The sequence below is a fragment of the Pedobacter sp. A2324 genome (assembly GCF_059693705.1).
Genome location: NZ_JCASSK010000002.1, coordinates 394,536 through 413,821, shown reverse-complemented (window position 1 = coordinate 413,821; position 19,286 = coordinate 394,536). Strand labels below are relative to the sequence as shown.

The following is a 19,286-nucleotide window of genomic DNA, read 5'->3' as shown; positions in this document are numbered from 1 at the left end:
CAAGATTCGTTTCTGGCATGACCATTGAATGTTCCAGTTGTACTGTGTTCCCGGGGGAAAGTAAAGCGGTGGACGAAGGAAGGCCCTACCTGGGAGAAAGAAATCCTCCCATATCTGGAAAATTCTGACAGTATACAAAAAAGATCCTCCCCGCAAAAACGGATGCGATGAGGAAGGTTTACTTAAAAAAAAAATACTATGCAGCCATAGTATTTTTGATCTATTAATCATACATTTGATTTACTAACCTTTTATACATAAATGTTATGCATTTTGAATTAAGTGAAGAACAACTAATGATCCGGCAGGCTGCCCGCGATTTTGCGCAGCAGGAATTAAAGCCTGGGGTAATCGAAAGGGATGAGCATCAGAAATTTCCGGCAGAGCAAGTTAAAAAACTTGGTGAACTGGGATTTCTGGGGATGATGGTTGATGAAAAATATAATGGAAGCGGACTGGATGCCATTTCCTATGTACTGGTAATGGAGGAGCTTTCCAAGATTGATGCCTCAGCATCTGTTGTTGTTTCAGTGAATAATTCTTTGGTTTGTTACGGCCTTGAAGCCTACGGAACAGAAGAACAAAAAGAAAAATATCTAAAGCCTCTGGCTTCAGGGGAAAAGATCGGTGCATTTTGCCTTTCAGAACCTGAAGCAGGATCTGATGCAACTTCGCAAAGCACTACGGCGGAAGATAAGGGTGATTATTATTTGCTAAATGGAACGAAAAACTGGATTACAAATGGTGAAACAGCATCAACATATCTTGTTATTGCGCAAACCCATCCTGAATTAAAACATAAGGGGATAAACGCTTTTATTGTGGAAAAGGGAACACCAGGATTTACCGTTGGTCCAAAGGAAAATAAGCTCGGTATACGTGGGTCTGATACACATTCACTGATGTTTAACGATGTTAAGGTGCCTAAAGAAAACAGGATTGGTGAAGATGGTTTTGGTTTTAAGTTCGCCATGAAAACGCTGGAAGGTGGCCGGATCGGTATTGCAGCCCAGGCACTCGGTATTGCCCAGGGAGCCTTTGAGCTGGCAACTGCCTATGCCAAACAACGTAAATCATTTGGTAAGCCGATTTCCGACCATCAGGCAATCGCATTTAAACTGGCTGATATGGCTACACAAATAGAGGCTGCCCGATTATTGGTTTATAAAGCCGCCTGGCTCAAAGATCAGGGCTTGTCTTATACTCAGGCTGGTTCCATGGCTAAGCTTTTCGCTTCCAAGGTAGCAATGGATGTGACTATAGAAGCCGTGCAGGTTCACGGGGGTTATGGCTTTGTCAAAGAATACCATGTAGAACGTTTAATGCGCGATGCAAAAATTACACAAATATACGAGGGCACATCTGAAATCCAGAAAATGGTCATCTCGCGTGAGGTGATCAGATAATCTTAGGCTGGGCGTTTGGCCCTTGTTTCAATCGCCCAGCTCAATACTATTCTTTTTCTCCGGCAATAGCACCAAATATTGCCTTAATCAGCGCCACAATGATCGCCAGAAAAGCTGCTGCAAAGAAACCAGATGTATTGAATGAGGTCATCATGCTATCTACCAGAAGAATCATTAACACAGTAATGATGAATGATACCAATCCTAGTGTTAGGAAATTAATCGGGAAGGTTAATAGCCTCAGGATAAACCCTATTGTTGCATTTGCAAGGGCGATTAGAATTGCGGCAATCAAGGCGCTCGAATAGCCCGCTACTTCTACGCCGGGAACTAATTTTGCGCCGATAAAAAAGGCTAGTCCCATTAAAAGGATCTCGATAATTAATCTCATAATGTTAAATTTGACAATGGTTAAAAATTTAAATCAGCAACTGATCATTTTTATAGTGGCTGCATTTTTTATTTCTTGCTCAGGAAGAAACAACAAAGCAGTCATTAAGTTTTCGATAGATAGTACTTCAATTGTTCTTAACAATCTTGGTGAAGCCAGTCTTGTTCAGGTCAAAAATGTTTATTCAAAAAACCTTGATTCATCAAACCTGCTTTCAGTGATTGCCTTGCCAGGCGAGCTAGATAGCCTGCAGGATGAAATTGTGGTAAAGGGTCATTATGTGCTTCAGGGAGATTCCATCTTGTTTAAGCCAGATCAGCCTTTTAAGAAAAATAAAAGATATCTGGTTGAAAGTTTTATCGGTGTTGAGTTTGCTACGGTGAGTAAACTATTCTCTGGTACCATCAAACAGAACCTACAGCCGCAAAAACAAATTCTTAAGCGGTAGTAATCAGTATAATAATTCGCATGGCTATTGAAATTTTATAAAAAAATTATTACATTTGCATCGTAATCGAAGAAAAGAGAAGGGGACAGTGTCCCCTTTTTCTATGAAATCAGGTTAAAATATGCAAGTAGAAAAGAGAGTTGCTGACCTCGTAGAGGAAAAAATTGCAGACCGGCCAGAGCTGTTTCTGGTTGATGTGAAAATGTTGCCAAACAATAAATTAATTATTCATGTTGATGGTGACGAAGGTATTAGCATACAGGATTGTGTGGCCATAAGCAGGCATGTTGGTTTTCATTTAGAAGAGGAAAATACAATTGAACAAGCTTATAATTTAGAAGTTTCTTCTCCCGGAGTTGGTGAGCCTTTAAAGCTGATCCGTCAATATCAAAAAAATATCGGCAGAACGTTAAGTCTGAAATTAAAGGACGGAAAGAAGAAGGAAGGGAAACTTTTAGGGCTTGCAGAAAATAACCTGCTGATGGAGGAATCGGTTAAGGAAAAAGGGAAAAAAGCGGTTTTAGTTCAAACTGAAGTGTCGCTTAATGATATATTAGAAACCAGTGTGTTAATTTCATTTAAGTAAAATGAGTACTACAACAATTAATTTGATCGACTCTTTTCAGGAGTTTAAGGATTTTAAAAATATAGATCGCCCTACGGTGATCAGTGTGTTGGAAGAGGTTTTCCGTAGTATGTTGCGTAAAAAATACGGAACAGACGAAAACTGTGATGTGATTGTAAATCCCGATAACGGGGATTTGGAAATCTGGAGAACTAGAAAAGTAATGGAGGATGGTTTCTCAGAAGATGATGATTTAGAGATTGAACTTGCTGATGTACATCAGTTTGATCCGACTTTAGAGGTTGGTGATGATTATATCGAGCAGATTACATTAGAGAGTTTCGGACGTAGAGCAATTTTAGCAGCACGCCAGACTTTGGTTTCTAAAGTATTGGAGTTAGAAAAGGACGAGATCTTCAAAAAGTATAAAGACCGTGTTGGTGAAATTATTACCGGCGAGGTTTATCAGGTTTGGAAGAAAGAAACCCTGGTTCTGGATGATGAAGGTAATGAACTTTTAATGCCTAAAACAGAGCAGATTCCTGCTGATTATTTCAAAAAAGGTGATTCTGTGAGAGCAGTAATCTCTAAAGTAGAAATGATCAATGCAAATCCGAAGATCATTATTTCAAGAACAGCACCTGAGTTTTTACAGCGTTTGTTCGAACTTGAAGTTCCGGAGATTTTTGATGGTTTAATCACTGTTAAGAAAATTGTTCGTGAACCAGGAGAACGTGCTAAAGTTGCGGTAGAATCTTATGATGATCGTATCGATCCGGTAGGTGCTTGCGTGGGTATGAAAGGATCACGTATCCATGGTATCGTTCGCGAATTGAAAAACGAAAATATTGATGTGATTAACTTCACAAATAACATTTCATTATACATTACCCGTGCTTTAAGCCCGGCGAAAATCACGTCTATTAAATTAGATGATGAAACAAAACACGCATCTGTTTATTTAAAACCAGATCAGGTTTCATTGGCTATCGGACGTGGCGGACATAACATTAAACTGGCTGGTAAATTAACTGGTTACGAAATTGATGTGTATCGCGAAGCTGGAGAAGAAAACGACGAGGATGTAGATTTAGAGGAATTCTCAGATGAGATTGACAGCTGGATCATTGATGAATTAAAGGCTATCGGTTGCGATACTGCTAAGAGTGTTTTAGCACTTACAGTAGAAGATTTGGTTAAACGCACCGACTTAGAAGAGGAAACCATTAAAGAAGTGGTTCAGATCTTGCAGTCAGAATTTGAATAAGTGGTGTAATTGCCAAATAAACACTACTTTTGTATTATATTAAAAAATAAAAGGAGCTAGATGTCAGACGACAAACCAATCATTTTAATTAAAGCTATTAAAGAACTTAATATAGGCATGGGTACGGCCGTTGAGTTTTTAAACAAAAAGGGATTCTCTGCCGAGAAGAGCCCTATGTTTAAACTTACGCCAGACATGTACAGTGCCTTGTTGAAAGAGTATCAGGGAGATAAGATCGTAAGAGAAGAAGCCAAACAAATAGTGATTGGTAAAATACGTCGTGACGAGCCTGAGACTGAAAAGCCAGTAGAAGCGCCGAAGAAAAATACCGACTTTGAAAAAAGTGATGAGATTTTAATAAAAAATGCTCAGTCATTTACAGCACCGGCGGAGAAATCAAAAGTTGCCGAAACACCGGCACCGAAAGTAGAAACACCAGCGCCTGCGGCAGCAGAGCCTGTTGCAGCTTCAAAAGCGGAAGACAAATCTGATGACAGTGGTTTACCAGGAGTAAAAATTGTAGGTAAGATCGATTTAAACGACCTTAACTCTAAAACACGTCCTGTTAAAAAAGAGGAGACTGCGCCAGCACCATCTGCTCCGGCACCAACACCGGTAGCTAAAGTAGAAGAGTCAGTAAAACCGGTAGAACAGCCGAAGGTGGAAGAAAAACCAGTGGAAGTTAAAAAAGAAGAAGTTCCTGCACCGGCACCTGTTGCTAAAACACCGGAACCTGCTAAACCTGTTGAGCAGCCAAAAGCTGAACAAAAACCAGCAAATGCAGAGCCGGAAGTAATTAAGGCGAGAACGGTAAAATTAAGTGGTCCAAATATCATTGGAAAGATTACTTTACCTACTACTCCTGATAGAAGAAGTAACCCGGTAGCGTCGTCTAGTGATAGTGAGGCTGCTAAACGTAAGCGTAAACGTAAAAAAACGCCAGGAGCACCAGGCCAACCCGGACAACAGGGTGGTCAGGGCCAGCCGGGTCAAAACCCAGCAGGTCAGGGCCAGGGTGGAGCGCCAGGACAACCTCGTCAGCCTTATCAGGGCAACAGACCAGGGGGTACTCCTTATCAAGGCAACCGTCCGGCGGGACAAGGTGGTCCAGGTTATCAGGGCAACAGAAATAATAACAGACCTGGTTTCCAAAACAGGAACGCTACCCCAAGCGGACCAAAAGAAGAACCTACAGAGAAAGAAATTCAAGATCAGATCAAGGCAACCCTTGCCCGCTTAAGTGGAGCAGGTAAATCTGGTAAATTTGCTCAGCGTGCTAAATTACGTCGTCAGAAACGTGATGATGTAGCTTTCAATGCAGAAGAGGCAGCAAACGAGCTTGAATCCCAATCGAAAATATTAAAGGTAACAGAATTTGTTACTGCTAATGAGTTAGCGAGCATGATGGATGTACCGGTTACCAAAATCATTGGTACTTGTATGAGTCTTGGTATGTTCGTTTCCATTAATCAGCGTTTAGATGCTGAAACTTTAACTATCGTTGCTGATGAGTTTGGTTACGAAATTCAGTTTGTTAAGCCTGATGAAGATGAGGAAAATGTAATTGAAGAAGAAGATAACGAGGCAGACTTAATCGAAAGAGCTCCGGTTGTAACGATTATGGGTCACGTCGATCACGGTAAAACTTCATTACTGGATTATATTCGTAAAGCGAATGTCGTTGCAGGTGAAGCGGGTGGTATTACACAGCACATTGGTGCATACATGGTAACTACACCAACCGGGAAAAAAGTAACTTTCTTAGATACACCAGGTCACGAAGCCTTTACAGCGATGCGTGCCCGTGGTGCTAAGGCAGCAGATATTGCAATTATTGTAATTGCTGCGGATGATGCGGTGATGCCTCAGACAAAAGAGGCGATAAACCACGCACAAGCGGCAGGTGTACCTTTAGTATTTGCTTTCACGAAAGTAGATAAGCCAGGTGCAAATGCAGATAAGGTGCGTGAGCAGTTATCAGCAATGAATATTCTGGTTGAAGATTGGGGTGGTAAATATCAGTCACAGGAGATCTCAAGCAAAAGCGGTTTAAATGTCGATTTGCTTTTAGATAAGGTATTATTAGAAGCTGAATTATTAGAACTTAAAGCTAATCCGAATAAGAGGGCTACAGGTACTGTAATTGAATCGGCACTAGATAAAGGTCGTGGTATTGTAACTACAGTACTGGTTCAGGCTGGTACGTTGAGGGTTGGAGATCCAATTCTTGCAGGAAGTTACAGTGGTCGTGTTAAAGCATTAACCAATGAGCGTGGAGCTAAAGTAGAGTCGGCAGGTCCATCACAGCCGGTACAGGTATTGGGTATGCAGGGAGCGCCTACAGCAGGTGATCGTTTCAATGCACTGGAAAGCGAAACTGAAGCACGTGATATTGCAAACAAACGTATGCAATTGCAACGTGAGCAGGGCTTGCGTACGCAGAAACACATCACGCTTGATGAGATCGGTCGTCGTTTGGCAATTGGTAACTTTAAAGAGCTTAACATCATCGTTAAAGGTGATGTGGATGGTTCTATTGAAGCATTAGCCGATTCATTGCTGAAATTATCGACTGAGCAGATCCAAATCAATATCATCAGTAAAGGTGTTGGTCAGATTTCAGAATCTGACGTATTGTTAGCGTCGGCTTCAGATGCGATCATCATTGGTTTCCAGGTTCGTCCGTCGACAGGTGCACGTAAACTTGCAGAAGCAGAGCAAATCGACATCCGTTTATATTCTATCATTTACGATGCAATCAACGAGATTAAATCGGCAATGGAGGGTATGTTGGATCCTGAGTTCGAAGAGAAAATTGTGGCTAATGTTGAAATCCGTGAGACATTCAAAATTACCAAAGTGGGTACCATCGCAGGTTGTATGGTATTGGATGGTAAGATTACCCGTAACAGCAAAATCCGTATTGTTAGAGATGGTGTAGTTGTTTACACAGGTGAACTGGCATCATTAAAACGCTTTAAAGACGACGTTAAAGAAGTTAATAAAGGTTACGAGTGTGGTTTAAACATTCAGAACTTTAATAACATTGAAGTTGGCGATATCGTTGAAGCTTACGAACAGGTAGAAGTAGCGAGAAAGTTGTAGTTCAGCTAAAAGCAATATAAATATTTAAGGCCTCAATTTATTGAGGCCTTTTTTTGTTTTGTATGATTGCAACATTGCCCTGTTTTAATCGTACTTACTGCCCGATTATCCACCGCATTTTCTTTGGAGCTTTGGAAATTACAATGGTGAGCAGATATGATGTCGGATAAACAATTGCAAATCTCACGATCTGAAGGATAATAAGCACTCTTGTTGACTTCTGATCATTGGAAATATGTAGAGGTTCAAAAATCATCGGTAAAAGGTAAAAGATTAAAAGCTGGTGTGTAAGATAAATTCCAAAGGTTGTATCTCTCGGTTTTAGTTTTTTAATGAAGCTAAAATTGCAGTATTTAAACAGGAATATAAAGCTGATTAATGAATAAATAATATTTGACAATCTGAGGGTATTAAACGGATCTTTAGGCAGTATGTTCATCAGATTTATGGTTTCTGTACATGATAAGATGAAAGATGCAACAAGCGCCAGTACAATCTGCCATCCCTTTATTTTTTCAACCCAGTTACAAAATTTTTCAAAGTGGATGTTCAACTTAAATCCTAACCAAAGGTAAAATACAAATCCTAATACGGCTGTTGTATGTGCGGTGGGAATAATCTGTATATAAAGATTTAGAGCGTAAAACAATGATAATAGACCCAGAATAGCACCAAAAACATTCGAGTAAAGGTATTTTCTGAACGTTAACAAAACGGCGATGCAGATCATAAAATTTACGATAAACCAGTAACTCGTATCCAAAGTAATGTGATAAATGTTTTCGAAAAACTTGTCGGCAGGATTGATTAATAATTCCATGTTACCCGATTTTACGTACTTGAAGTACCAGCTGATATAAGTTAGGCATAACATGATGAAACACCAGAATAACCATGGTTTGAATGTATTGTCAAATCTACGTTTAAGGTAATCCCAAGAGTTATATTTTGTAAATTTATCGCCAATCAGGAAACCTGATAGAATAAAAAATATAATGGTTCCAAACTTAAAAACCTGAATGCTTAACGTTTGTGCGAGCTGATCGTCAAAATCTGTGAAGTACCTGTTCCAGAAAAGGGTAGAATGCTCCATCACAATCCCAAACATGGATATAAACCTCAGGTTATCGATAAAGCTGTAATTGATATGTTTTTTCGGCTCAGTCATTATTTGTGCTTAAATATAGCTTTGATATCCTTATTAAATACTGCTTCCTCTATTAAAAGCTCTTCTTTATATTTTGCAAAATCTTTAATCCTGACCGGGTAGTTTGCCAGGCAATCGGATATGAGATTAGTAATGTCGGGATATAAGCTTACGTCTTTATTAAAACGATATTCATCAGGGATAGGCATATCTTCCCGATAAGCTGCAGACCCATTTTTTCCAATGATCATACAACAATTCATCAGGCAGGCCTCCCTTGGCATTCGCTCTTTGCCGGGGTGAAAACCAAAGTCGATATACAATTTACTTTTATTCATTAGCGCAGCCACTTCTGATGCTAGAAGTCCCTGGACTGCTACCCAACTGAGTTGTGGCGTTTGTTTAATTAAATCATCCAAAAAAACATCATTCTTTTTTGGATTGTATAGAATAATATCTTCTTTAATACAATTATCATCTATCTCATTGATGAATGCCTGGTTCATATAGTCAGAAATTTTACCTGTTATGCGGATATTGTTTTCTTTTAATAAAACTTCGGAGTAGAAGGAATGCCGGATATGATCCAGAGGGAGCTTTCTAAGCCGCTCTAAAGTAGGTAGAGGCGGATTTATATGTGGATTAATCAAAGACTTTAAAGCATAGAAACGTTTCTTTTTTATTTTTTCCTTCCAGGGTTTTAGGCCTTCCCAATAGTAAGTTACACTTAACCACCAGATTGCTTTTCTGATCTTCGAATATGGTTTCTGATAAATAGGATATAAATTAGATTCAGCCAGGATCATCACGTTTTTAGCATTGTTGTCCACCTCTTTAGTATAAGGTACTGAGTATGCTTCATACTGAGGATGGATAGGATTAGGATGATTGGGTGGGATATATGACATTTGCGCATCAAAGCCATTTTTAATCAAATAATGTCCCAGCTGGTGTAAAGCCTCCGGGCCACCCGTTGCCATTGCGGCGGGACATTGAATGTAAATTTTCGCCCCTTTTTCTAATACGATCATCCCTTATTTGTAGTTTTTATATTCCTCAACAATTGAATGCAGTCCAGCATTTTCATATTTTTCTAACTCTCTATCCATATGACCGTAAACCTTTGCATAATGCGGACCACAAGCGTGGAGGCAGTAATGGTTTTTGATCAATCCTGATTTAAGCTTAAGCTTTCTGCTGAACAAGTTAACCAGTAGCCCGTCTTCTCCTTTAGCCATATTTAAATCATTCAGTAAAAACCTGAGCTTTATTTTATTATAGTTTTTCTTTTCGAAGCAAGCACACCAACCACCTGTAGGTCCTTTTTCTATTACTTTTTCACCCCTAATTTCTTCAACGTAATTGTCAATTGGAGGTTTAGCGCCTAGTGTAAACTCATTTTGAACGACATTTAATGCAAGAAAACCATAATCAGGAAATGCTTTCAAATAATCAATGAATATTTCTTCAACTGCAGGTGGAAAGGTCAGTACATCATCATCTACAATAATAATATATTCACCTTTTGCCATCCCAAAAAGGCGCTTGTAGGCATTTAGTCCGTGATTTTTTTTTCTTCTTACAATTTTAACAAGCGGATTTGAGCTGTATTTATCCAGAACAACATGAGTGTTGTCTGTTGAGCCATTATCCATTACAATCACTTCAGTTTCAGTGTTGTTTTTGATTGATGGCAATAATGCCGATAAACATTCATCCAGAAATTTGTATCTATTCCAACTGAGTATTACAAAACTTACTTTCATAGTGCTTTTAATTATTAAAACAAATTTTTCTTATTGTATTTAATTGACTTAATTTATTCTTTCCTTTCAAATGAAAATAGAACAGGATGTGATAGTATCTCAATAGGAAGAAAAATAGCCTGAATCCCCTAAGCCCCTCTTGATATGCTACCAGATAATCATAGATCTTCCGAATCTCCTTTTGATTTCTGTTATTCAAGCTAAAACCTGAACAATAATTTATCCAGTTTAAGTTGTAGTTCAAAAAACCCTTGTTCCCAGTGCTATCATCCTGTTTTTTCAAGTTAAGCGTATCTGTAATAGCTAAGTCATGCTGCCTGTAATTAACCAGGATATCAGGGATAGCCTTTATCTTTCCAATGGTTATCGCAACAAAGGTAATCCACCAATCGTGATAAAATTCACTTTTGAAAGGTAAAATAACTGATATTAAAGTGCTTTTAAAAAGCATTGCATGGCCTGCTACACAATTAGAAATAAGAAAAGGAAGGTTGGATGTTCCATCATATGAGCGGTAATGATCGCTCATTTTTACATGTGGGATTAATTTTCCCTGCTTGTCTATCAGGTTTGAGTCATGGTAGATCATGTCAGAATCACCAATCTGAGTAATTAGTGTGGTTAATTTTTCTATCATCCAAAAATCATCCTGATCAGAGAGTGCGATGTAGTCACCCGTACACCGGGAAATAGCCTGCTCGAAGTTTTTAACAAAGCCAAGGTTTTGATCATTCTGGTACAGCGAAATGATAGGATAATTCGACGCATAACGCTTGAGAATTTCAAAAGTACCGTCAGTAGATTGATCATCACAAATAATGATTTCAATAGATTCGTAGCTTTGTGAGAGAATACTCTCAAGTTGTTCTGTGATGTGTTTCTCTCCATTAAAAGTACACAGTGCTACTGAAATAAGTGGTCGTAATGTTTCAGACATGGTGATTTATTTTATTTCAATTCCTTGTGATTTAAATATTGGCTGCCAAAACTCAAGGTTCTTATCCCAGGCATGACAACCGAATGGAAGTACCCCTTTGGTTAATTCTAATGCATATTCACCATGGCTTTCAATAGAAAAAAGAGCTGCTTTTTTATAGTTTGGGATTTTTAACTGTTCTGATTTTCGGTTTACCGCTATACTCCAGAAGGCGTCCTCGTTGAAACGGTGAAAGTTTTGAGCAGTATAATCAGCAATCAATTGCTGCTTTGACTGGCATAAATCAAAGAACTTTTTGGTGTTCCTAAGCGAAAATCCGCCGTTACCCACTTTATTTTCAAACTGTAAGTCACTGGGGATACCAGTCCTTTTTTGTTTTACATCATACTTAATGTGAAAATAAGCCTTAAACTGATTCTTTAGTTTTTTGAATAAATCTGGATAGTCTGCTTCTCTTAACCAGGGAGCACCAATATAATCATAACCTGTCTCGCACCACTGTTGCAACTCATCTTTGAATACAAAAGCATCAGGCTGGTAGATTAAGATAAAATCATTGGCAAGAAATTTCTCGTAGAATATCGATGCCAACATCAATCTGTTATATCCGGCAATGTTTTTAAAATATACATCATCGAAGCTGTAAACGGTGTTAAATGGATACTTATAGTTTTTTAAATCTAGTGACAGGGGCTTTACCGCAACAATATTATATTCGCCAAGTACTTTAAAGCACTGGTTGAGCGAGATGATTTCCATTTCACTCAGCGAAGGTTTGTATATAGGAATAACTACAGTAACACTTTTTTTCATTCTATTGGTGAAATAATGCCTAAACAGGTTTGTTAATAAGATTCCAAAGTTATATTAACTAATGGATTAAATATAACTTTGCAGGAATAGAAAATTTATGAAAAAAATCGCAATTGTTGTACAAAGATATGGTTTAGAGGTTAATGGAGGTGCAGAATATCATTGTAGAATACTGGCAGAAAAGCTTAATCCTTTATTTGATCTGGAAGTGATTACTTCATGTGCCAAGGATTATACCACATGGCGGAACGAATATCAACCTGGTGTTTCAAGTGTCAATGGGGTTAAAGTAAGGCGATTTGAAGTTGCACAAGAGCGAAACAAAAAAAAGACTCAATCTATTGAACGGAGGCTGAGAAAAAAAACCTTTTTCCATAAAAGTCTGCAACTGTTCGGAATTCTTTCTTTTGTAGAAACACTATTTAATTTAAACGATAATCTCGAAGAGCTTGGGAATGAATGGGCGAAACACCAAGGACCATATACGCCTTCACTTATTGATTTTCTACAACACAATAAGCAGTACTATGACGCCGTTATTTTCTTTACCTATCTGTATTATCCTACTTTTTATGGGTTAAAGGCTGCATCGGAGAGATCTATATTAATACCGACTGCCCACGATGAGCCACCGATCTATTTCCCTAATTTTAAATCCTTTTTTAAGCTGCCTAAAGCAATTTTATACAATACCAAAGCTGAGCAAAATTTCGTCAATCAGCTTTTCCATAATAAGGGAATTTACAGTGACGTAGTGGGCGTAGGAATTGATGAGCCAGTTTATTATGCAAGGCCGAATATAGTACCCAAAATGGATCCATACATCATTTATATCGGTAGAATCGATCCGGCAAAAGGATGTGATATTTTGTTTGAGTATTTTATTGAATATAAAAAAACTGATACTAGTAATTTGAAGCTTTTTTTAGTGGGTCAGCCGTTCATGGAGATCCCAACGCACAACGATATCTTGCCTCAGGGTTTTGTAAGTGAGGAATTAAAAGGGGGCTTATTGCAATATGCCAAGGCATTAATTATTCCTTCATTTTATGAAAGTTTATCATTAGTTACATTGGAAAGCATGATGGCAGGGATTCCGGTTATTGCCAATGATTTTAGTGAAGTGTTAAGAGACCATATTGAACAAAGTGGCGGAGGGTACCTGTTTTCGGACGGCCAAACTTTTAAAAAGGCACTCGATAAATTAACGAGTCCGGCAACCGATTTTGCATTGCTAAAAAGCAATGCAAAAAAATATGTTGTAGAGAATTATAACTGGGATGTGGTAATTGATAAAGTGAGTAAAGCAGTTGATTATGTTTCCTCGGAAACTAATCGTTAAAAGCCTGCATATCAATTAACCTTTTATAAAGGCCGTTCTGACTCATCAATTCACTATGGTTGCCTGTTTCAACAACACTTCCTTTATCTATAACAACGATTTGATCAGCGTGCTGAATGGTGCTCAGTCGGTGGGCAATAACAATTGAAGTACGGTTTTTCATCAGGTTATTTAATGCCTCCTGTACTAGTTTTTCAGATTCGGTATCCAATGCAGAGGTAGCTTCATCGAGCAACATAATTGGCGGATTTGCCAATACTGCCCTTGCAATACATACACGTTGTTTCTGGCCTCCTGACAACCTGTTGCCGCGGTCACCTACAAACGACTGGTACCCGTTTTCGGTATTCTGAATGAACTCATGTGCATTCGCGATTTTTGCAGCAGCGATTACTTCTTCTTCTGTTGCATCAGGTTTCGCAAAAGCAATGTTATTAAAGATTGTATCGTTAAATAAGAAAGATTCCTGATTCACGATCCCCATTTGTGCGCGGATGCTTTCTACAGTTAAGTTCTTGTAATCAAAACCATCAATTTTAATACTTCCTGATTTAGGATCATGGAAGCGTGGGATCAGATCCATCAAAGTGCTTTTTCCGCCACCAGAGGGACCGACCAAAGCAATGGTTTTGCCTTTTTCGACATCGAAATTGATGTTATTCAGAATTTGTTTTTCGCCATAGTTGAAAGAAACATTCTCAAATTTTATTGCATTATTAAAGCCGCTTAAAGGTTTCGCATCAGCGGCATTCACCAGTTGAGGTTTGGTGTCAATTAAGTCTAGTACGCGCTCTCCTGCGGCAATGCCTGAGTGGATGCCACTGAATGAATCAGTTAATGCTTTTGCAGGCCGCATCACCTGAGAGAAAATAGCTATGTAAGCAATAAAGTCTGCTGCAGCCAAAGCATTAGCTTCTTTGTTGATGATAAGTGAACCGCCGTACCACACTATTGCCGAAACCATTAGTACACCTAGAAACTCGGAAACAGGGGAACCGAGCTGCTGACGGCGGGTCATTTTTCTCGTTAGGTTGGAATAGTAAATATTTTCCTTATTAAACTTTTCTTTAATCCGTTCTGTTGAATTAAAAGCCTTTATGATTTTGATACCACTTAAAGATTCATCCAAAAAGCCTATCATTTTGGCGAATGACTCGTGAGATTCTTTAGCCTGTTGTTTTAACCTTTTTACAATCTTGCTAATAATGAACCCGGAAACTGGTATCACCAATAAAGAGAATAAGGTTAACTTCACTGATATGTTAAATAGAAAAAATATGTAAACAATCAAAGTTACAGGCTCTTTAAAAACGACCTGTAAGGTGTTCGTCACAGTAAACTGAACAACCTGTACATCAGATGCTACTTTTGAGATAATATCCCCCTTACGTTCATTATTAAAAAAACCAACATGCATGTTCATTACATTGTTAAACACCGTTTTACGAAGGTTTAAGAGTGTATGAACGCGTAAATCTTCCATGTACCGTTGTGAAAAATACCTGAATAAGTTTGACAGTAATACTGATGCAATGATTACTACACAAACCAAACCCAAGGTTTTTTCAAGACCATGAGTTGCGCTATATTGATTTACCGTTTGTCTAAATTGGCCTAATATATCAAAAGATGAGGATGCTTTATCCATCAATGATTCCTTCTTTTGACCCTTGTTCGTATTCAGAAGTGTTTCAAACAGCGGAGACAAAAGTGCTAGATTAAGCGTGCCAAATAAGATCGACAACAGCGTTGCGATTACGTATGGAATTGCAAACTTTTCTATTGGCTTGGCAAAAGATAATAACCGAAAATATATTTTCATCAAAAATGTTTAAACGCCAAAGTTAAGCATTTAGGCAGGTTATTTAATAACCGCTGCAAAGCAATGGCTCGAAATCGACATTTGGATGATTTCTAATGTATTATTGCTTCAGTTGAAATAATAAGTTGAAAAATAATTCTTTCTTTGCAGGGCTAATAATTAACTGTATATGTTGAACAAATTGCGTTGGAGTATTTTTTTAAATCAGAAAATTGTTTACGGTTTATATATTCTGCTGGCCATAGTTGCCGCATTAAAACAATACCTACATCATTCTTTTAATAACTACCTTATATTTAAATATACCTTCTGGCACCTGATAGATTTAAAGCCACTATATGTAAATTCACCGCTAAACCCTTATTTTGATTGCAACCATTACGGTCCGGCATTCGCTCTTTTTATTGCTCCGTTTGCTATTTTACCCGATTGCGCGGGAACGGTTTTATGGAATGTTGCAAATGTCATTGTACTGCTTTGGGGAATTTTTAGCCTGCCACTAAATAAAAACACAAAAATTATTATTGGCTATATCTGTGCGCATGAAGCGTTAACAGCTCTTTTTAGCTATCAGTTTAATGTGGCATTAACAGGTACAATACTGCTAAGTTTCTCCTACATCATCAAAAACGAAAATTTCAAATCAGCGTTTTTCATTGCATTTGGTACAATGGTGAAACTGTACGGAATTGTAGCGCTTGCTTTTTTCTTTTTTACAAAAGATAAGCTGCGGTTTATTTTATATGGACTGGTTTGTCTAGCTATACTCTTTCTGGTGCCCATGTTGTTTTCTTCTCCGCAATATATATTACATACCTATCAAGACTGGTACAGATCTTTGGTTGAAAAGAATGATAGCAATACTACGCTAGACTCATTTCAGGATATTTCATTAATGGGCCTGGTTAGGCGGGTCGCTCATAATAAGGAAATTCCTAACGGACCGATGTTACTGGGTGGCCTTCTATTATTCCTTTTACCCTACATCAGGATAAACCAGTATAAGGAAGTTGGCTTCCGGTTGATGCTTCTTGCATCAACATTAATTTTTACGGTTATTTTCAGCACCGGCTCGGAATCTCCTACTTACATCATTGCATTTGTTGGCATCGCTATATGGTTTATGTTGCAACCGAAGAAAAATTGGTTTGTAGTGTCCCTGTTAATTTTCGCTTTTGTGGTCACCAGTTTATCCCCAACAGACATTATCCCCAGAGATGTCAGGTATTTTATCAGGATTTATTCACTGAAAGCATTACCATGTGCTATCATTTGGTTCACCATAATTTATCAAATGTTAACGGTGAATTTCAAAAAACAAGGTGAAAGTGATCAAATTTCGCCAGTTAGTGAATGATAAAGTTGCCAGTGCGCTTCAGCGCACTTTTTCCAGCTGAATTTTTGAGCATGTGCTCTGATTTTATCCGCAGGATCTGTACTGAGATAATGCTCCATTCCTTTTGCAAAAACATTTTGCATATACTTAGGATCGAAGTTTTCAAAATAATAAGCATGCTCGCCACCTATTTCAGGGAGTGAAGTGCGGGTAGATAAGAATACCGGCTTACCGAAGTTCATCGCCTCGATAACCGGAATTCCAAAACCTTCTGCCAGCGACGGAAATGCAAATGCAGTACAATTTTTGTAATACCAGTATTTGTCCTCCTTAGTTATTGGGCCGGTTATGTGCACACGAGTTTCAACGCCGTGGTTTTTTGCCTCATCCAGAATTTCTTTCACATAATCTGAGTTTTCTTTTCCAGCTATCACTAGCTCAAGTTCGTTGCCAACCAGTAAACACGGCAGGGTATGAAAGTTCTTTTTAGGAATCACCGTACCTATGGCAAAAATAAACTGCTTTTGAGGACGAAGAACCGGAGTATCAAAATCCGGGTATACCTCAAAGTCGCAGCCATTATAAATAACCGATATGGGTTTGTTTACTTTTAAATGTTTTAAAATATCTTGTTTAGTAAATTCGGATATGGCGATGATATGGTCGGCTTTGTCAATTGTTTGCTGGTGTTTTTTTAGTTTTTTTTTGCGTTTACTTTCTGATTCTTCCTCATAAACAAAATTTAAATCGTGGACGGTAATTACCCGTACGACCTTGCGTCCGGCCGGTGGTACATACCATGATGTTTGGTGCGCTGTGTGCCATAGTTTAATCTCTTTGTTAAAAGAGGGAAATATAAGTTTATGCAAGCTTTTCTGATTGATGAATGTGAAACCATTATCAAAATAATGCTGGTCTTTTTGCTGCAAATAAAGCACTACCTCATTATCAGGTTTGCCCTTTGCTCTTAAAGCTATACCCAATTTGTGGCAATATTCAAAAAGTCCCGTAAATGGATACTTCATCCGTTCACAGTCAAAAACAATTTTCATATCAATATTTTATCTGGAAACAATCTTATAATTTTTGTATTCTCCAATTCTGATGCCGGTGTATTTTAGGATTTTGTTTAAAAGCCTAACGCGAAGCGAATGGGTGCTCTTAACTTTTGTAAGGTCGTAGCTGAATTTCCAGTTTACTGCATTTATTCTATTCAGCATCACTTTTGGATGTGTGCCATTAAAGCGTTTAAGGTTATCGGCATTGCCATAATCAAATTCTGCCGTTGCAGGAACTTCTCTCTCCAGCGCATTTTTGTCATAAAATAAGTTGAAGTTTACACCTTTCCTTACCAGTCCTGCAGGTGGTTTAACCCATCCGTAATGAAAAACGTAGGCATCAATTAGCTTAACGTTAAGCTTTCTGCCATTTATACGAAATCCTTGTGCATCTTTATAGGATGAAACGCCCTTCAAATTTTTAACAATACGGATTTCTCTCCGGTACCAGCTACGCGATTCGGCAACGTAATCGTATGAACCGTAGAAGTGTTTGTATTTTAGCAATAAAGCTTCAATTTTATCATTTTTCAGCTCCAGCTCCATTTCCTTTTTAATAAGTGGAAGATAGCCTTCATGAATAGCTTCATCACCCTGGATGTAAATCATCCAGTCTGTATCCTTTGATATTTCTGCAATAGCCTTATTCGTCTCTTCAGCAAAAACACGCCCGCCCTCTCTGATGCGCTCATCCCAGATCGTATCAATGGTTCTGATCTTTGGGCTAATGTTTTTTACCATTTCCGACGTTGCATCTGAAGAATTGCCAAGGGCAACAACAAAGTCATCACATAAAGGCAATACTGAAAGTATGGCCTCTCTAGCTGGATAGTCATTTACAATTGCATTTCTCAGAAAAGTAAAGCCTGTAACTTTCATTGATGATTAAAATGGATGTTTGCGGTTTATGATTCAAATCTTCGCGATTTGATTGAAAATAAATCAGTTTATTTGTACAAAGATAGTTTTATTGATGAATACACATCTATCCATTTTAAACGAATTAAAACATGGCAATTATAAGGTTTTGGCAAGAACATTAACTCTTGTTGAGAACGATATTGCGCCTTCAGATTTAATTCTAAAAAATCTGGATACTTCATCAGGAGCTTTTGTTATTGGGATTACAGGCCCGCCCGGTGCAGGCAAAAGCACCCTTGTTAACGCATTAACCAGTGAATTGGTTGGTGACGGAAAAAGAGTGGCCATTCTGGCTATAGATCCCACCTCGCCGTTCAATTTCGGGTCGTTACTGGGCGACAGGATTCGGATGGCTGCCCAGTTTAACCATCCCGATGTTTTTATCCGATCATTGGCCACCCGGGGAGCACTGGGGGGAATTTCTGCCAAAACCATTGAAATGGTCGACGTATTAAAAGCATCAGACTTCGATGTGATTCTAATTGAAACTGTAGGTGTAGGTCAATCGGAGGTGGAGATTGCCGGACTGGCTGATAAAACGGTTGTGGTTCTGGTTCCTGAATCAGGCGACGAGATACAAAATATAAAATCCGGTTTAATGGAAGTTGCCGACTGTTTTGTGGTGAATAAAGCAGACCGGGATGGGGCGGAAGTTTTTGCAAATAATCTGCAGAAGATGATCCATCAGGGGGTAAAATCCGTTCCTGTGATCAAAACGGTAGCCGATCAGCGGATTGGTATTTCCGAGCTCGTAAAGTGGATTGAGCAGCCTCTTGAAAGCGACAATAAGAGGAAAGTTTTCCTGCTAGCAGAAAAGGCCTGGAAAATTATCCAACATCGAAAAATGCAAGCTATTGATAAAATAAGGCTGCATGATGAAATTCAGGCAGCCCTATCAAAGAATGACTTTAATGTTTATCGTTTTGCGGAAAGATTTATTAAATCCGTCGACTGATTCGTCT

General features: G+C 38.5%; 17 protein-coding genes. 8 read left to right on the top strand and 9 right to left on the bottom strand.

All coding sequences use genetic code 11. The features are described from left to right. The first annotated feature begins 266 nt into the window (after positions 1-266). Positions 267-1,406, top strand: a complete 1,140-nt coding sequence (locus AC570I_RS06805; RefSeq protein WP_497404873.1) for an acyl-CoA dehydrogenase — start codon at positions 267-269, stop codon at positions 1,404-1,406. A gap of 46 nt (positions 1,407-1,452) precedes the next feature. On the opposite strand, the gene AC570I_RS06800 is transcribed toward AC570I_RS06805, so the two are convergent. After that, positions 1,453-1,797, bottom strand: coding sequence for a phage holin family protein (locus AC570I_RS06800; RefSeq protein WP_047800035.1), 345 nt, complete (start codon positions 1,795-1,797; stop codon positions 1,453-1,455). Positions 1,798-1,813: 16 nt separating this feature from the next. Between AC570I_RS06800 and AC570I_RS06795 the strand changes: the two genes are divergently transcribed. The 4 genes from AC570I_RS06795 to infB all read left to right on the top strand — a co-directional run bounded on the left by AC570I_RS06795 (position 1,814) and on the right by infB (position 7,182). Beyond that, positions 1,814-2,245: a hypothetical protein gene (locus AC570I_RS06795; RefSeq protein ID WP_497404872.1), complete on the top strand. Its 432-nt coding sequence runs from the start codon at positions 1,814-1,816 to the stop codon at positions 2,243-2,245. Positions 2,246-2,366: 121 nt separating this feature from the next. Next, positions 2,367-2,831 (top strand): ribosome assembly cofactor RimP, encoded by a 465-nt coding sequence (gene rimP / locus AC570I_RS06790; protein WP_497404871.1) that lies wholly within the window; start codon positions 2,367-2,369, stop codon positions 2,829-2,831. 1 nt (position 2,832) lies between these two features. Further along, entirely contained in the window at positions 2,833-4,077 is a 1,245-nt protein-coding gene (gene nusA, locus AC570I_RS06785) for a transcription termination factor NusA (protein WP_047800038.1), read from the top strand. A 60-nt stretch (positions 4,078-4,137) separates the two neighbouring features. Further along, complete coding sequence (infB, locus tag AC570I_RS06780; RefSeq protein WP_497404870.1) at positions 4,138-7,182, top strand: translation initiation factor IF-2; 3,045 nt, start codon at positions 4,138-4,140, stop codon at positions 7,180-7,182. A gap of 94 nt (positions 7,183-7,276) precedes the next feature. On the opposite strand, the gene AC570I_RS06775 is transcribed toward infB, so the two are convergent. Genes AC570I_RS06775 through AC570I_RS06755 form a run of 5 tightly spaced genes read right to left on the bottom strand, consistent with a single transcriptional unit; the run spans position 7,277 to position 11,845 of the window. Then, entirely contained in the window at positions 7,277-8,350 is a 1,074-nt protein-coding gene (locus tag AC570I_RS06775; protein WP_497404869.1) for an acyltransferase family protein, read from the bottom strand. Beyond that, the gene (locus AC570I_RS06770) at positions 8,350-9,360 is read right to left on the bottom strand and encodes a hypothetical protein (protein ID WP_497404868.1); all 1,011 of its coding nucleotides are present in this window, start codon (positions 9,358-9,360) and stop codon (positions 8,350-8,352) included. Before AC570I_RS06770 ends, AC570I_RS06775 begins: the two co-directional genes overlap by 1 nt. A gap of 3 nt (positions 9,361-9,363) precedes the next feature. Then, positions 9,364-10,095, bottom strand: coding sequence for a glycosyltransferase family 2 protein (locus AC570I_RS06765; protein ID WP_497404867.1), 732 nt, complete (start codon positions 10,093-10,095; stop codon positions 9,364-9,366). A gap of 7 nt (positions 10,096-10,102) precedes the next feature. After that, positions 10,103-11,032, bottom strand: coding sequence for a glycosyltransferase (locus AC570I_RS06760; protein WP_497404866.1), 930 nt, complete (start codon positions 11,030-11,032; stop codon positions 10,103-10,105). A gap of 6 nt (positions 11,033-11,038) precedes the next feature. After that, a complete protein-coding gene (locus tag AC570I_RS06755) occupies positions 11,039-11,845 on the bottom strand; it encodes a DUF5672 family protein (protein WP_497404865.1) in 807 nt (268 codons plus the stop codon). Positions 11,846-11,942: 97 nt separating this feature from the next. Between AC570I_RS06755 and AC570I_RS06750 the strand changes: the two genes are divergently transcribed. Next, complete coding sequence (locus AC570I_RS06750) at positions 11,943-13,187, top strand: glycosyltransferase family 4 protein (RefSeq protein ID WP_497404864.1); 1,245 nt, start codon at positions 11,943-11,945, stop codon at positions 13,185-13,187. Here AC570I_RS06750 and AC570I_RS06745 read toward each other — a convergent pair. After that, complete coding sequence (locus AC570I_RS06745; RefSeq protein ID WP_497404863.1) at positions 13,177-15,009, bottom strand: ABC transporter ATP-binding protein; 1,833 nt, start codon at positions 15,007-15,009, stop codon at positions 13,177-13,179. The genes AC570I_RS06750 and AC570I_RS06745 overlap by 11 nt on opposite strands. A gap of 169 nt (positions 15,010-15,178) precedes the next feature. Between AC570I_RS06745 and AC570I_RS06740 the strand changes: the two genes are divergently transcribed. Then, complete coding sequence (locus AC570I_RS06740) at positions 15,179-16,366, top strand: glycosyltransferase family 87 protein (protein WP_497404862.1); 1,188 nt, start codon at positions 15,179-15,181, stop codon at positions 16,364-16,366. Here AC570I_RS06740 and AC570I_RS06735 read toward each other — a convergent pair. Both AC570I_RS06735 and AC570I_RS06730 read right to left on the bottom strand, forming a co-directional pair. Continuing rightward, positions 16,342-17,397: a glycosyltransferase family 4 protein gene (locus AC570I_RS06735; RefSeq protein ID WP_497404861.1), complete on the bottom strand. Its 1,056-nt coding sequence runs from the start codon at positions 17,395-17,397 to the stop codon at positions 16,342-16,344. The two genes, AC570I_RS06740 and AC570I_RS06735, sit on opposite strands and share 25 nt — an antisense overlap. A gap of 9 nt (positions 17,398-17,406) precedes the next feature. Further along, positions 17,407-18,282: a glycosyltransferase family 2 protein gene (locus AC570I_RS06730; RefSeq protein ID WP_497404860.1), complete on the bottom strand. Its 876-nt coding sequence runs from the start codon at positions 18,280-18,282 to the stop codon at positions 17,407-17,409. Between the two features lie 94 nt (positions 18,283-18,376). Here AC570I_RS06730 and meaB point away from each other — a divergent pair, with 94 nt between their 5' ends. Then, on the top strand, positions 18,377-19,279 hold the full coding sequence (gene meaB / locus AC570I_RS06725) for a methylmalonyl Co-A mutase-associated GTPase MeaB (protein ID WP_497404859.1): 903 nt from the start codon (positions 18,377-18,379) through the stop codon (positions 19,277-19,279). Positions 19,280-19,286 lie beyond the last annotated feature (7 nt).

Coding starts and splice junctions, on each gene's coding strand:
- AC570I_RS06735 (WP_497404861.1), bottom strand. CDS start 17,397: ATGAAAATTGTTTTTGACTGTGAACGGATGAAGTATCCATTTACGGGA.
- infB (WP_497404870.1), top strand. CDS start 4,138: ATGTCAGACGACAAACCAATCATTTTAATTAAAGCTATTAAAGAACTT.
- AC570I_RS06765 (WP_497404867.1), bottom strand. CDS start 10,095: ATGAAAGTAAGTTTTGTAATACTCAGTTGGAATAGATACAAATTTCTG.
- AC570I_RS06730 (WP_497404860.1), bottom strand. CDS start 18,282: ATGAAAGTTACAGGCTTTACTTTTCTGAGAAATGCAATTGTAAATGAC.
- AC570I_RS06755 (WP_497404865.1), bottom strand. CDS start 11,845: ATGAAAAAAAGTGTTACTGTAGTTATTCCTATATACAAACCTTCGCTG.
- meaB (WP_497404859.1), top strand. CDS start 18,377: ATGAATACACATCTATCCATTTTAAACGAATTAAAACATGGCAATTAT.
- rimP (WP_497404871.1), top strand. CDS start 2,367: ATGCAAGTAGAAAAGAGAGTTGCTGACCTCGTAGAGGAAAAAATTGCA.
- AC570I_RS06775 (WP_497404869.1), bottom strand. CDS start 8,350: ATGACTGAGCCGAAAAAACATATCAATTACAGCTTTATCGATAACCTG.
- AC570I_RS06770 (WP_497404868.1), bottom strand. CDS start 9,360: ATGATCGTATTAGAAAAAGGGGCGAAAATTTACATTCAATGTCCCGCC.
- AC570I_RS06750 (WP_497404864.1), top strand. CDS start 11,943: ATGAAAAAAATCGCAATTGTTGTACAAAGATATGGTTTAGAGGTTAAT.
- AC570I_RS06745 (WP_497404863.1), bottom strand. CDS start 15,009: ATGAAAATATATTTTCGGTTATTATCTTTTGCCAAGCCAATAGAAAAG.
- AC570I_RS06760 (WP_497404866.1), bottom strand. CDS start 11,032: ATGTCTGAAACATTACGACCACTTATTTCAGTAGCACTGTGTACTTTT.
- AC570I_RS06805 (WP_497404873.1), top strand. CDS start 267: ATGCATTTTGAATTAAGTGAAGAACAACTAATGATCCGGCAGGCTGCC.
- AC570I_RS06800 (WP_047800035.1), bottom strand. CDS start 1,797: ATGAGATTAATTATCGAGATCCTTTTAATGGGACTAGCCTTTTTTATC.
- nusA (WP_047800038.1), top strand. CDS start 2,833: ATGAGTACTACAACAATTAATTTGATCGACTCTTTTCAGGAGTTTAAG.
- AC570I_RS06740 (WP_497404862.1), top strand. CDS start 15,179: ATGTTGAACAAATTGCGTTGGAGTATTTTTTTAAATCAGAAAATTGTT.
- AC570I_RS06795 (WP_497404872.1), top strand. CDS start 1,814: ATGGTTAAAAATTTAAATCAGCAACTGATCATTTTTATAGTGGCTGCA.